The sequence below is a fragment of the Streptomyces sp. NPDC028722 genome (assembly GCF_040637655.1).
In the GTDB taxonomy this organism is placed as follows: Bacteria; Actinomycetota; Actinomycetes; order Streptomycetales; family Streptomycetaceae; genus Streptomyces.
The window spans coordinates 66,187-78,946 of sequence record NZ_JBEZWU010000002.1 but is presented as its reverse complement, the minus strand read 5'-3'; the positions used below and the strand labels follow the sequence as shown (position 1 = coordinate 78,946).

General features: G+C 74.7%; 12 protein-coding genes and 1 pseudogene. 9 read left to right on the top strand and 4 right to left on the bottom strand.

The window, feature by feature from the left end; genetic code table 11:
- Nucleotides 1-546 carry a hypothetical protein gene (locus AB0F03_RS03050; protein WP_361985947.1) on the bottom strand — a complete coding sequence of 182 codons (546 nt, stop codon included), beginning with the start codon at nt 544-546 and terminating at the stop codon, nt 1-3.
- Nucleotides 547-1,461: 915 nt separating this feature from the next.
- A complete protein-coding gene (locus AB0F03_RS03045; protein WP_361985946.1) occupies nt 1,462-1,593 on the bottom strand; it encodes a hypothetical protein in 132 nt (43 codons plus the stop codon).
- Between the two features lie 352 nt (nt 1,594-1,945).
- On the opposite strand from AB0F03_RS03045, the gene AB0F03_RS03040 reads away from it, so the two are divergent.
- Complete coding sequence (locus AB0F03_RS03040; RefSeq protein WP_361986688.1) at nt 1,946-2,734, top strand: pectate lyase; 789 nt, start codon at nt 1,946-1,948, stop codon at nt 2,732-2,734.
- A gap of 93 nt (nt 2,735-2,827) precedes the next feature.
- Here the strand turns inward: AB0F03_RS03040 and AB0F03_RS03035 are convergent, their stop codons facing one another.
- Complete coding sequence (locus tag AB0F03_RS03035; RefSeq protein WP_361985944.1) at nt 2,828-3,592, bottom strand: PaaX family transcriptional regulator C-terminal domain-containing protein; 765 nt, start codon at nt 3,590-3,592, stop codon at nt 2,828-2,830.
- A gap of 71 nt (nt 3,593-3,663) precedes the next feature.
- Between AB0F03_RS03035 and AB0F03_RS03030 the strand changes: the two genes are divergently transcribed.
- The 4 genes and pseudogenes from AB0F03_RS03030 (at nt 3,664) to AB0F03_RS03015 (ending at nt 7,717) form a co-directional block, all read left to right on the top strand.
- The gene (locus AB0F03_RS03030) at nt 3,664-5,349 is read left to right on the top strand and encodes a DNA alkylation response protein (protein ID WP_361985942.1); all 1,686 of its coding nucleotides are present in this window, start codon (nt 3,664-3,666) and stop codon (nt 5,347-5,349) included.
- Nucleotides 5,350-5,493: 144 nt separating this feature from the next.
- Nucleotides 5,494-5,766 (top strand): annotated as a pseudogene (locus tag AB0F03_RS03025) (HEAT repeat domain-containing protein); the annotation flags it as partial.
- Nucleotides 5,767-6,091: 325 nt separating this feature from the next.
- Nucleotides 6,092-6,295: a hypothetical protein gene (locus AB0F03_RS03020; RefSeq protein ID WP_361985941.1), complete on the top strand. Its 204-nt coding sequence runs from the start codon at nt 6,092-6,094 to the stop codon at nt 6,293-6,295.
- Nucleotides 6,296-6,451: 156 nt separating this feature from the next.
- A complete protein-coding gene (locus AB0F03_RS03015; protein ID WP_361985939.1) occupies nt 6,452-7,717 on the top strand; it encodes a hypothetical protein in 1,266 nt (421 codons plus the stop codon).
- A gap of 116 nt (nt 7,718-7,833) precedes the next feature.
- On the opposite strand, the gene AB0F03_RS03010 is transcribed toward AB0F03_RS03015, so the two are convergent.
- The gene (locus tag AB0F03_RS03010; protein WP_361985937.1) at nt 7,834-8,427 is read right to left on the bottom strand and encodes a hypothetical protein; all 594 of its coding nucleotides are present in this window, start codon (nt 8,425-8,427) and stop codon (nt 7,834-7,836) included.
- Between the two features lie 273 nt (nt 8,428-8,700).
- Here AB0F03_RS03010 and AB0F03_RS03005 point away from each other — a divergent pair, with 273 nt between their 5' ends.
- The 4 genes from AB0F03_RS03005 to AB0F03_RS02990 all read left to right on the top strand — a co-directional run bounded on the left by AB0F03_RS03005 (nt 8,701) and on the right by AB0F03_RS02990 (nt 12,745).
- Complete coding sequence (locus AB0F03_RS03005; RefSeq protein WP_361985935.1) at nt 8,701-9,789, top strand: exo-alpha-sialidase; 1,089 nt, start codon at nt 8,701-8,703, stop codon at nt 9,787-9,789.
- Nucleotides 9,790-10,021: 232 nt separating this feature from the next.
- Nucleotides 10,022-10,699, top strand: a complete 678-nt coding sequence (locus tag AB0F03_RS03000) for a uracil-DNA glycosylase (protein ID WP_361985933.1) — start codon at nt 10,022-10,024, stop codon at nt 10,697-10,699.
- Nucleotides 10,696-11,694: a BadF/BadG/BcrA/BcrD ATPase family protein gene (locus AB0F03_RS02995; protein ID WP_361985932.1), complete on the top strand. Its 999-nt coding sequence runs from the start codon at nt 10,696-10,698 to the stop codon at nt 11,692-11,694. Before AB0F03_RS03000 ends, AB0F03_RS02995 begins: the two co-directional genes overlap by 4 nt.
- A gap of 124 nt (nt 11,695-11,818) precedes the next feature.
- Nucleotides 11,819-12,745 carry a hypothetical protein gene (locus AB0F03_RS02990; protein WP_361985930.1) on the top strand — a complete coding sequence of 309 codons (927 nt, stop codon included), beginning with the start codon at nt 11,819-11,821 and terminating at the stop codon, nt 12,743-12,745.
- The last annotated feature ends 15 nt before the right edge of the window (nt 12,746-12,760 follow it).

The following is a 12,760-nucleotide window of genomic DNA, read 5'->3' as shown; positions in this document are numbered from 1 at the left end:
TCAGAGCGTGGTGCGGTCGGGCCGCGCGGTCGGACCGAGGGGCCCGGGGGACGTCGTGGGCGCCGGGGCCGCGCCGCCGGGAGCCGCCTCGGGTGGAGCGGATGCCTCGCTGTCTTCGGCGTCCTCGGCCCCGGCGGGTGTTGCGCGGTGCTCGGACGCCTTCTCCTTCACCGGCACCGGTCCGGGGCCTTCCCCGCCGGAGCGGAGGGACGCGGTGCCGAGATCGTGCGCGGGTTCGGGGTGGGGCGTGCCCGCGTCCGCGGCGCCCTGCCCGACGTCCGTCGGCACGGCGGGCCGGGGCTGGGTGAGCCAGGCGACCGCCGCTCCGGTGAGGGCGACGGGCCACTCCACCACGCCCGCGGCACCGAGCAGCCCGGCCCCGGCGTACACCGCGATGCGCCGTCCGCGCGGCGAGACCGCGCCGACCTTGTCCAGGGTTTCCTCCGCCGCCCTGCCCACCGTCCCGGCGCCGGGCACCTTGCGCAGTACCGAGGCCGCGCCGCGCAGGGGCGCCGTGAGGACCGACGACGACTTCGTCTCAGCCATGACTCTCCTCGGGTGAGTTCGTCCTGTATGCCCGCCGAGTGCCCACGAGGGCACCGGTCATCCCGTCTTCGCCCGGGGGAACGCCTCGCGCTTTCCGGAAGACCTCGGCCCTCTCCCGGGGAAGGCCCTTCTCCGGGACGTTCCACCTCTTGGCGCGGGCCTCCGGGGAACGCCCTTCTCCCAGGGAACGCCACGGATCCCGCCGGCGCCACCCGTCCCGCCGGGCCGGGACCACGGGCGTCCGAAGCCGGACCGCCCGTGGTGCGGGTCGCCCGGGCCGGTGCGTCTCACCGGGCGGGGCGGAAAAGGTCTTCGGGTACGGCGGCGGCCTGGACGCGGTGGCCCTGCGGGCCGAGGTGCGGCCGGTCGCCGGCGTGCGGGGCGGGCAGCAGCCGGTCCGGGGCGGTGCGGCGGGGGCGCGTTTGCCGCCCGGTCGAAGTCGATCACCGCGCCGATGTGGCCGGGCGCGCGGATCCATGCGTTGACCCGTTGCCGGGAAGCCTCCCGATCCCCCGCCGGGTCGTCGTCCGGGGTGTCGCCGCTGGACGGCGTGAGCGTCGCGCCGTGGACCCGGATGCCCTGCGCGTGGGCGCGGACCATGATCTGCCGGTATCCGGTACCTGGTGGTCGGGTCGGCGGTCACCGCGCGCTGGGCCTCGACGGTACCTGTCGTCGACGCTCTCGGAGACGATCAGCCAGGCCACCCCGCTGCGGAGAGGACGCCGCGGTCGAGGGGGTGAACACATGGGGGCGAGTCCGTCGGCGGGGACGCGGCTGCCGCCGGCCGCCTGGTCGAGGGCGGCGATGCCCGGGGTGTGCGGGCGGCTCCGGATGCGTCGAAGAGCCGGTCGGGCCAGGGGTCGTTGCCGTCGGTCGTGGAGCGGCGCCCGTCGGTGAACGAGTCGCCGATGACGGTCACTGCCGCGGTGCGGCCCGGCGTGGCACCTCGACATCGCCGAGCAGGTACCAGTGGTCGACGGCGGTCGCGCCCGGTAGGGCCGGCGTGAGCGCCATCGAGCCGGTGGGACGGACTTCCCGCGCGTCCACGCGTGTACGGCGCGGGCGCCGGACCGGCCGGCTCGGCATCCCGGTCCACGTGTTCACCCAGGCCGGCCGGGGGCGCGGCGGCGGGACCGGGGCCGTGCCGGGGATCAGCGCCCTGAGTCGAAGAGCTCCCAACCTTCCTTCGCACAAGCCCTTTCCCATCCGGCTCCGGTAGCTGAGAACCAGCGCGCGGAGCGTTGACCAGAAAGCGCTTACCGTCTACGGTCTGTTCATGAGCCTGACCGCCGAGCCGCAACGGCGGCCCCGGCTGCGACACAAGTGCGCTCCGCGCTCCGCGGAGCGGCAGCCCTTCACCTACATGTCCGAACCCCACTCGGAAGAAGGCATCCGGGACATGACCTCACACGCATCCCCACGCGCATTACTGGGCGGACTGGCCACGCTCGGCCTCACATTTGGCATGATCATGACATCGGGGGCGGCGGCCGGCGCGGCCACCTGGCCCTCGGCCAACGGCAGCCAGGCCGTCTCTTCCACCATCTCGGTGTCCGGTACCAAGGACTACGGGATGAAGCGGCTGTACGGCAGCGGCGACCTCGGCTCCGACAGCCAGGACGAGGACCAGGGCCCCATTCTGGAGCTGGCCCCCGGCGCCGTCGTCAAGAACGTCATCATCGGCGCCCCCGCCGCGGACGGCATCCACTGCCTGGGCGGCTGCACGCTCCAGAACGTGTGGTGGGAGGACGTCGGCGAGGACGCGGCCACCTTCCTCGGCTCCTCGTCGTCCAACGTCTACACCGTGAGCGGGGGCGGCGCGAAGGAGGCCAGCGACAAGGTGTTCCAGTTCAACGGCGCCGGCACGCTGAACGTCTCCGGCTTCGCCGTGAAGAACTTCGGCACCTTCGCCCGGTCCTGCGGCAACTGCAAGACGCAGTACAAGCGGACCATCAACCTCAGCGGCATCGAGGCCACCTACAAGGGCAACAAGCTCGTCGGCATCAACACCAATTACGGCGACAGCGCGACGCTGAAGAACATCACCATCGTCGGGGACACCGGCAAGAAGATCACTCCGTGCCAGAAGTACACCGGCAACAACACCGGCAAGGAGCCCACCACGAACGGGTCCGGGCCCGACGGCACGTACTGCAAGTACGCCGGCTCGGACATCACCTACAAGTAGCGCCGGCTGAGCTTCCGGGGGTGTCACCGACGCCCCCGGAACGCCCGGCGTCATCGACGGCTGCCCCGCGCCTGCCCTCCGATCGCCGCCCGGTCAGCCCTCTCCCCTTTCCGTCCGCCCGCCCAGCGCTCCGGCCAGCTCCCGCCGATAGGCGGCGTAAGCCGTACGCAGGGCCTCCCCCGGCCAGTCGGCCGGCAGCAGCGCCGGCGGCAGTACGGGGTCGGTGAGCAGGTGGCGTACGGTCGCCGCGTAGGCGGTGAGGCGGACGGCCGGGTGGCCGGCGCCGGTGGCGTGAGCCAGCAGGGAACGCGCCGTGTCCGCCCAGTCCGCCGGCGGCCAGAGGCGCGCGGTGAGGTCGCCCGGGGGCTCCTCGGGCCGCGCGCGGTACGTCAGGGCCACCTCGCGCAGGCCGGCCGGCAGGGGGCGGTCGAGATTGGCCGGACGCAGCCAGACGCCTTCACGGAGTTCGGCCAGGCGCAGGGCGGTCAGCCGGGCGCGCAGGTCGGCACGTTCGGCGGGGCCGCGGCCCGTCGCCGTGATCACCACCATCTCCCAGTCGCCGTCCCATGCGCGCGTGCGGGGATGCAGCGCGTCGTCCTGGCGGCGCTGCCGGGCCAGCAGACGGTCACTGAGCCGGTAGACGGCGTCCGCGCGCCGGAGATCGCCGGCGGCGACCATCCGGCTCAGCGCGGCCCGCAGCGTGGAGCCTCCGACCCCGAACGGCTCCACGAGCCGCACCAGGTCCTTCACCGGCAGCTCCGGCGGATGCGCGCCGAGCAGCAGGCTGAGGACGACCGACCGGGCGGACAGCGGCCGCAGGCCGGCCGGCTCCGGCTCGGCCGAGAGGTTCATACGCATGGGCCCGTACTGTACGTGCGCCCCCTTGTTGCAATATTGCTGCGACCGCCGAGAAGGTGCAACATACTCCTATGGCCTCGATTCCCACGCAGCCGCAGTCGCAGTCAGAGCCGCAGCTCCAGCAGCCGTACGCCACGCACGACGTCACCAACCAGGCCCCGCCACTCGCCCCCTACGACGCCGCCGAGGACGCGGCCCTGCTCGAAGGGCTGCGCCGGGAGGGCGCCGGCTGGGCCGAGGAGGACGTCCGGCGGCTGGGGGCGCGGGCCGGCAGCGTGGAGGCGCAGGATTGGGGCGAGCAGGCGAACCGGCACGAGCCGGTGCTGCGCACCCACGACCGCTTCGGCCACCGCGTCGACGAGGTGGAGTTCCATCCCAGCTGGCACCACTTGATGCGCACCGCGGTCGCCGAGGGCCTGGCCGGCGCTCCGTGGGGCGACGAACGGCCGGGGGCGCACGTGGCCCGGACCGCGGGCGGGCTGGTGTGGGGACACACGGAGGCCGGACACGGCTGCCCGACGTCGATGACGTACGCCGCCGTCCCCGCCCTGCGTGCGCAGCCGGATCTCGCCAAGGTGTACGAGCCCCTGCTCACCAGCCGGGAGTACGATCCCGAGCTGCGTGTCCCCACCGACAAACCCGGGCTGCTCGCCGGCATGGGCATGACGGAGAAGCAGGGCGGTTCCGACGTCCGGACGAACACCACCGCGGCCACGCCCACCGGCGAACCGGGCGTGTACACGCTGCGCGGGCACAAGTGGTTCACCTCGGCGCCGATGTGCGACATCTTCCTGGTGCTCGCGCAGGCCCCGGGCGGGCTCTCCTGCTTCCTGGTGCCGCGCGTCCTGCCGGACGGCACCCGCAACACGTTCCGCATCCAGCGCCTGAAGGACAAGCTGGGCAACCGGTCCAACGCCTCCTCGGAACCGGAGTTCGACCGGACCGTGGCCTGGCTGGTGGGGCCGGAGGGGCGGGGGGTGAAGACCATCATCGAGATGGTCAACTGCACCCGGCTCGACTGTGTGATGTCCTCGGCGACCCTGATGCGCAAGACGCTGGTCGAGGCCGGGCATCACACCCGGCACCGCAGCGCGTTCGGTGCCAGGCTGTTCGACCAGCCGCTGATGCGCAACGTCCTGGCCGATCTCGCGCTGGAGTCGGAGGCGGCGACGACGCTCACGCTGCGGCTGGCCGGCGCGGCGGACCGCGCGGTGCGCGGGGACGCCGGAGAGCGGGCGTTCCGGCGCATCGCCACCGCCGTCGGCAAGTACTGGGTCACCAAGCGGGGCCCGGCCTTCACCGCCGAGGCCCTGGAATGCCTGGGCGGCAACGGGTACGTCGAGGAGTCGGGCATGCCCCGGCACTACCGGGAGGCCCCGCTGCTGTCGATCTGGGAGGGCTCCGGGAACGTCAACGCGCTCGACGTGCTGCGCGCCCTGAGCCGCGAACCGGGCGCCGCCGAGGCGCTGTTCGCCGAACTCGCCCTCGCGCGCGGGGCGGACCCCCGCCTCGACACGGCCGTGACCGCGCTCAAGGACCAATTGGCCGGAACCGATCAGACGGGCGCCCGCCGGCTGGTCGAGCGGATGGCGCTCGCGCTCCAGGCCTCACTGCTCGTCCGGCACGCTCCGCACCCGGTCGCGGACGCCTTCTGCGCGACCCGGCTGGGCGGCGACTGGGGACACTCCTTCGGCACGCTTCCCGCGGGCACCGACCTCGACCGCATCCTGGAGCGCGCCCTTCCCGGCCGGAACTGATCCCTTCACGCGCGCGTGCGGGCGAGCTCGACGCGTGGCCGGTGATCGCCGACGGATCGCACACAGTCAGCATCCGCTTCCGGACCGCTGTCGGCGCCGTGGTGCACACTCCCGATCAGAGGGCGCTCGCCTGGGGAGGACAACGTGTTCACGGGGATCGACGAGGTCGACTGGGCCACGCTGCGGCACGCGCACGGCAGCGCGGAGGACGTGCCCGGACGGTTACGGGCGCTGGCGTCCTCGGACGCCGCCGAGCGGGCCACCGCGCTCGACGGGATGTACGGCGCGGTGCACCACCAGGGCAGGGTGTACGACTCCACGCTGGCCTGCGTCCCCTTCCTGTTCGCGCTCGCCGCACGTGAGGACGTGCCGGACCGGGGCGGCATCGTGGAACTCCTGGTCAGCATCGGCGGCCTCGGCGACATCGGGGGGACCTCGCCGAGTGGCGGCTCGCCGGGGACGTGGGACGGCGGTACGGCGCCGCGTCCGGTGACCGCAACCCCATCCACCTCCACCCCCTCACCGCCCGGCCGGCGGGGTCGGCGGCGTCGGCGGGGTCGGCGGGGTCGGCGACATCGGGGGGACCGGCGGCGTCGGCGGGACCGGCGGGACTCGCGTCGGCGACCTGGGCGGCGTCGGCCGGGAGAGCGGCGAGGAAGGGGGCCGGGACCGGCGGGCACGGGAGGCGGTCCGCGCGGGTGCCGCTTCCTTCGTCCGGCTCGCCACGGACCCGGAGCCGGCCGTGCGCCGGGCGGCGGCCGGCGCTGTGGTGCGCTTCCTGGACGAGCCGCCGCGGGTCCTGGAGCTGCTGCGGCAGCGGCTGCGCGGGGAACGGGACGACTGTGTCCTGCTCGCCCTCACGGAGGCCCTCGGCCTGTTCGCCCACCGGTACCCCGCGCACGCCGACGCCGCGGTGGCCCTCCTGGCCGAACAGAGCGGACCGTAGTCCTCGCCCGCGCTACGGCTCGCGGCACTCGGACAGCTCGCGCTCCGCGCGCCGGGCCGGCTCCCCGCCGGCCTGGTGCCGACGGCGGTCCGGCTGTTACGGGAACGGTCCGCGCGTCGCGTCCTCGCCCCGGAACACCGCGGCCCGGACACCCTGGTGGGCCGCATACGGCGGCTGCGGCCCTCCGACGAGGAGGGCGCCGCGCTGTTGCGCACGCTGCACAGCGCGCTCGGTGACCGGGTGGACGAGCGGCTCGCCCTGCTCGCCGGGCAGTTGACCAGCCCGGACCCGGTGGACCGGTGCAATGCCGCGTGGATGTCGGCGGTGCTGTTCCGCGGCTGGCGCGGCGACCACAGCGGTGTGGTGCGGCTCCTCGGTGCCCAACTGGGCACCGAGGAGGACCGGTTACGGGACGCGGCGGTCTCGGTCCTGGCGGAGCTGTTCGCGCTGGCCGCGCCCGCCGCGGACGACCTCCACGCGCTCGTGGCCACCCGGCCCGACCTGTGGACGCACCGCTGGGAGCGCTGCCCGCCGACGCTGGGCGGCCCGCTCAAGGCGCTGGCCAGAAGTGGCGATCACCGCGCCGTCCCGGTCCTGGCGCAGCTCCTGGCCGGCCCGGCGGCACCCGTGGGCCTCGGCTTGGAGGTCGCGCACCTGGGCCGGGCCGCGATTCCCCTGGCCCCCGCTCTGCGGCACCGGCTCGGCCGCATTCCGCTCGCCTCCCCCAGCGCGGCCCGGCTCGCCGCGCCGCTGCTGACCGCGGTCAGGGCCACCGGCGACGCGGACGCGGTCCCGGAGCTGCTACGGCTGCTGTCGGACACGCCCGGCGGCGCGCGAGCGCGGGACGCGGTCGTCGGCCAGGTGATCGAGACACTGACGGACCTGGGGGCCGCGGCACAGGCGAGACCACTGCTCCGCCGGCTGCTGGACACCCGGCACGCGGCCGTCGCGGCGGGCGCGCTGTGGTCGGCGGACGGGGACGTGTCCGCCGTACTCCCGGTCCTCGTCCGCGAGTTGACGCGGGCTGATCCGGTGGCCCGCCAGCACGCCGTCCGCGCGCTGGGCAGCATGGGGCCGGCCGCCCGCGCCGCCCTGCCCGGGCTGCGCGGGCTCGCCCGGTCGGGGCCGGCGCACGAACGGGTACCGGCCGCGTGCGCGCTGTGGCGCGTCACCGCCGACGCGGGTCTTGTTCGGCCGGTGCTACGAGCGGCCTGGGCGGAGGCCCCCCACACCCGTGTCCCCGTCGCCCGCTGCCTCCTCATGATGGGCCCGGCCGCCGCGCCGCTCCGTGGCCTGCTCACCTCGGAACTGGCCGCTGGGCACCGCCACCTGACCGGCGGCGAGGGCGCGTACGGGAGCCATGACATACCGGCGGACGAGGAGTTGGTACGGCTGTGCCGCGAGGTGCTGGCAGCCCTGTAGGGGGCGCGTGCCGGGGACCACTGCGGCCACTCCTGGGGCAACCGGCCCGAACCGACTGCCCCACCACGGCACAGGAAGGCACCCCCCGGCACAGAACCCCCGACCCGCCGACCGGTTCAGACCGTGCGTCCCCACTGAGGACCGAGGCGGGCCCACTCCGTGTCCCAGGCGTCCAGGCGGCGGCGTTCCAGGCGGGCTCGTGCGGCGAGACCGCCGATGAAAGGTACGGCGGCGGTGCTCACGCCGGCCAGGAGCCCTATCAGCGTGGCCCGGAAGGCGGCCTCCGACGCGGTCGTGGGACGGCTGACGAGGTGGCCCCGCGGATCGGTCCAGACGGTGACCGGCGTGCCGGGTCCGACGCCGGGCTCCACCCGGACCCGGCCGGTGTGGGCGGAGCCGTCGGCCGCGGTCCAGCGGACCTTGGCCCAGAACCGCTCACCGGCGGAGGCGTGGCCGGGGGCGGGGCGGGACACCCCGGGGATCCGGGCGGCGACCAAGGCGACAGCGGGGCGCCAGGTGGCACGCTCGCGGGCGAGTCCGTGCTCCACCGAGCGGGCCGCCGCCAGGCCGGCCGGCACTCCGGCCAGGACGGTCAGCAGCAAGGTACCGAGCACCACCCAGGCCTCCAGCACGTCGGCCCGGCGTTTGAGCGGGTTGCGCCGCCAGCGCCACAGCCACACCTTCGGACCACGGAACGCCTTCAAGGGCATCCTCCTCACGAGCGCACCGACCGGCCGGACCGCCCTCCCATACGGGAGAGATCGCTCCGTTGCTCACGACGAGCCGTCTCCCCGACGGTCGCACGAGGCCCCCCTCTCGCGCAGGCGCATGCCGGAACGGGCCCGGGCCGATCTTCGCCCCGGGCCGGCGACACGACGGTGACCTGCGGTGACACCCTCACCGGGGGAGAGTGTCAGTGGTGGGGTGCACACTGGCCGATATCTGGCGGCTACCTGGACAAAGACGTCCCGGAGGTGATCGGCATGGCCGAGGTACTGCTCGCGGTGGGCACCCGTAAAGGCCTGTTCATCGGGCGGAAGCGGGGCGGTGGCCCCTGGGAGTTCGACGAGAGCCCGTATTTCAACGCGCAGGCGGTGTACTCGGTCGCGATCGACACCCGGGGCCCGCGGCCCCGGCTGCTGGCGGGCGGTGACAGCGCGCACTGGGGGCCGTCGGTGTTCCACTCCGACGATCTGGGCCGCACGTGGACCGAACCGGCGCAGCCGGCCGTCCGGTTCCCCAGGGACACCGGCGCCTCCCTGGAGCGTGTCTGGCAGTTGCACCCGGCCGCCGCCGAGCCCGACGTGGTGTACGCGGGCACGGAACCCGCGGCGCTGTACCGCTCGGTGGACCGAGGTGAGAGCTTCGAGCTGATCCGGCCGCTGTGGGAGCACCCCACCCGCTCGCACTGGGTGCCGGGCGGGGGCGGTGAGGGCCTGCACACGGTGCTCACCGACGCACGCGACCCGCGGGCGGTGACCGTGGCGGTGTCGACGGCGGGGGTGTTCCGCACGGCCGACGGCGGGGCGAACTGGGCCCCGTCCAACTCCGGTGTGTCCGCCGTCTTCCTGCCGGACCCGAACCCCGAGTTCGGCCAGTGCGTCCACAAGGTGGCCAGAGACGCGGGTGCCCCGGACCGGCTCTATCTCCAGAACCACTGGGGGGTGTACCGCAGCGACGACGCGGCCGGGCACTGGACCGACATCGGCGAGGGCCTGCCGTCCACGTTCGGCTTCGCGGTGGCCGCGCATCCGAGCCGGGCCGGCACGGCGTACGTCTTCCCGATCAACGCCGACGCCGACCGGGTGCCCGCCGGGCACCGCTGCCGCGTCTTCCGTACCGCGGACGCGGGCGGCACGTGGGAGCCGTTGACCGAGGGGCTGCCGGAGGAGGACCACTACGGCACGGTGCTGCGGGACGCCCTGTGCACGGACGACGCCGACCCGGCGGGCGTGTACTTCGGCAACCGCAACGGCGAGGTGTTCGCATCGGCCGACGACGGCGACAGCTGGCGACTGCTGGCCGCCCACCTCCCGGACGTGCTGTGCGTGCGGGCGGCGGTGGTCGGTTGAGCGGGCTCGGGGGCGGCGACAGACGGTTGAGCAAGGCTCGCGGGTGACGGTGGCCTACTGAGTGAGGCTCGGGCGGCGATGGCCGGTGTGCGGGCATACAAGTCGCGGTGGACGGTTGCCCGGGCGCACGGGTGGTCAGTGGTGGAACGGGCGTGCGGGACCGTGGGCGCCCGTGGGTGTGCTCCGGCCATCGGTTGATCGCCGGCGGGTGCGCGGCAGTAGGGTGACGCCCGTGGCACCACGACCCTTGCATGAGATCGTCGAAGCGGGCTGGGCGAAGGCCCTGGAACCCGTCGCGGGACGGATCGCCGAGATGGGCGACTTCCTGCGCGCGGAGATCGCCGCGGGACGCACCTACCTCCCGGCCGGACCGAACGTCCTGCGGGCCTTCCAGCAACCCTTCGACGAGGTGAGGGTTCTGATCATCGGTCAGGACCCGTACCCCACGCCCGGGCACGCGGTGGGCCTGTCCTTCTCCGTGGCGCCCGAGGTGCGTCCACTGCCGCCGAGCCTGATCAACATCTTCCGCGAGCTGAACAGCGACCTGGGGCTGCCCCAGCCGTCCACCGGCGACCTCACGCCGTGGACGCAGCAGGGCGTGCTGTTGCTCAACAGGGCGCTGACCACCGCACCGCGCCGGCCCGGGGCGCACCGCGACAAGGGCTGGGAGGCGGTGACCGAGCAGGCGATCCGGGCCCTTGCGGCGCGTGGCAAGCCTCTGGTCTCCGTCCTGTGGGGCCGCGACGCCCGTAACGCGCGTCCGCTGCTGGGCAGTCTCCCGGCGGTGGAGTCCGCACACCCCTCACCCAGGTCGGCGGACGGCGGGTTCTTCGGCTCGCGCCCGTTCAGCCGGGCCAACGACCTGCTGATCCGGCAGGGCGGCCAGCCGGTGGACTGGCGCCTGCCGTGACCTCACCGGGGTTCCTCGCCGTGGACTCCGGTGGTTCCGGCCTCCGGGTCGCCGTCGGTGTCCCGGAGCGGGAGACCCCGGTCCGGCGGGAGATCCGGGAACCGGTCCGCACGGGCACGCGCGGCCTCGATCCGGACCATCTCATGGAACAACTCCTCCCGGTGGCCCGCGCCATGGCCGCCGAGGCGGGGGTGGGCGAGCTGGGCACGGCCGTCGTCGGCGCCGCCGGGTTCGCCACCCTGGGCGACGCCCTGCGCGCCGAACTGCCCGGCGCCCTGGCGCGGGAGCTGGGTGTGCGGACCGTGGCGCTCGCCGCGGACGCCGTCACCGCGTACGTCGGCGCCCTCGGGCCTCGTCCGGGCGCGGTGCTGGCCGCGGGCACCGGGCTGATCGCCGTCGGCACGGATCTGCGCGGCTGGCGGCGGGCCGACGGCTGGGGGCACCTGCTGGGCGACTGCGGCAGCGGAGCCTGGATCGGCCGGGCGGGCCTGGAGGCGGCGCTGCGCGCCCACGACGGCCGGGACGGCGGTTCCGCGCCGCTGCTGGCCGGCGCCGAACGGCAGTTCGGCCCGGTGCGCGGGCTGCCCGGCCTGCTCTATCCGCGCACCGACCGGCCCGCCGTGCTCGCCTCCTTCGCGCCCCGGGTGGCCGCGTGCGCCGGGGACGATCCGGTCGCCGCGGGCATCCTGCGCGCGGCGGCCCGGCACATGGCCGAGTCGGCCGCCGCCGTGTGCCCGGCCGACGGGACACCCGACGTGGCGCTCACCGGCGGTCTGTTCGCGATGGGCGACCCGCTCCTCGTACCGGTGCGCGAGGAGTTGGCGCGCAGGCTGCCGCACGCCCGGCAGGTACCGGCCGAAGGGGACCCGCTGGACGGCTCGGTGCGGATCGCCCGGGCGCTGGTGGCCGGCCGGCTGCCCCTGCCGACCGAAACGGCCATGCTCTGCGTGATGCGTGACGTTCACCAGCGGTTTGTTCCCGGTCGCGGCCCGTGATCGGCGGAGTGCGCCCCGAACAGGCGTCAGTCATACGTAACTCATCAGACAAAACCGGACGGATACCGTTCACCTGCACCCTCCCCAAACGGCGTAGCCCGATGAGCCAGTAACATTCGGCGCCATGAGCTCCCCCACTGGACCCGCGTCCGGCCTGCCCGTACGAATGCCGCGACCCCGCCAGCCCGGACGCCACCGCCGCCCGGAACCGCTGGTGGCTCCCGAGGGCGCGCCGGCGCTCGTCCTCGCGGTGCCCGGCGTGCCCAGCGCCGCCACGCGCAGCCTCGCCGAGGAGGTCGTGAGCATCGCCCGCTCCGAGCTGCCCGGCCTGGACGCCCGGATCGGGTACCTGGACGGGGACGACTCGGAGTTCGCCACGCTCCGCTCCGTGCTGGCGCACGCCGCCGAGGAGCGCACCGCCCGTTATGAGCGGGCCGTCGCCGCCGGGGTCGAGGGGGTCAGGGAGCCCGACGGCCCGGTCGCCGTCGTCGTCCCGCTGCTGGCCGGTCCGGACGGCGCGCTGCTGCGTCACATCCGTCAGGCCGTGATGGACAGCCGGGTCGCCGCCGAACTGACCGATGTCCTCGGCCCGCACCCGTTGCTCGCCGAGGCGCTGCACGTGCGGCTGTCCGAGGCGGGTCTGGCCCGCGCCGACCGCGCCCGGCTGTTCACGGTGGCCACCGCCGCCGACGGCATCATCCTGGCCTCCGTGGGCGGCGAGGAGGCGGTGCAGGCGGCCGGTATCACCGGCATGCTGCTCGCCGCGCGCCTGGCCGTGCCGGTGATGGCGGCGGCGCTGGACCAGGAGGGCTCCATCTCCTCGGTGGCCGAGCAACTGCGTTCCTCGGGTTCGCAACAGCTGGCCCTGGCGCCGTATCTGATCGGTCCGGAGATCGACCCGGCGCTGACGGCCGAGGCGGCCGCGGAGGCGGGCTGCGCCACGGCGGAGGCGCTCGGCGCGTACCCGGCGATCGGCAAGCTGGCCCTCGCCAAGTACACGACGGCGCTGGGCATCGCCCCGCAGCAGGCACAGGGCGCGCCGGTCCGCTGACCCGCCGGCGCCCGT

Bases quoted from the DNA above. Each gene is read 5' to 3' on its own strand.
- AB0F03_RS03010 (WP_361985937.1), bottom strand. From the start codon at position 8,427: ATGCCCTTGAAGGCGTTCCGTGGTCCGAAGGTGTGGCTGTGGCGCTGG.
- AB0F03_RS03035 (WP_361985944.1), bottom strand. From the start codon at position 3,592: ATGCGTATGAACCTCTCGGCCGAGCCGGAGCCGGCCGGCCTGCGGCCG.
- AB0F03_RS03030 (WP_361985942.1), top strand. From the start codon at position 3,664: ATGGCCTCGATTCCCACGCAGCCGCAGTCGCAGTCAGAGCCGCAGCTC.
- AB0F03_RS03040 (WP_361986688.1), top strand. From the start codon at position 1,946: ATGACCTCACACGCATCCCCACGCGCATTACTGGGCGGACTGGCCACG.
- AB0F03_RS03005 (WP_361985935.1), top strand. From the start codon at position 8,701: ATGGCCGAGGTACTGCTCGCGGTGGGCACCCGTAAAGGCCTGTTCATC.
- AB0F03_RS03050 (WP_361985947.1), bottom strand. From the start codon at position 546: ATGGCTGAGACGAAGTCGTCGTCGGTCCTCACGGCGCCCCTGCGCGGC.
- AB0F03_RS02990 (WP_361985930.1), top strand. From the start codon at position 11,819: ATGAGCTCCCCCACTGGACCCGCGTCCGGCCTGCCCGTACGAATGCCG.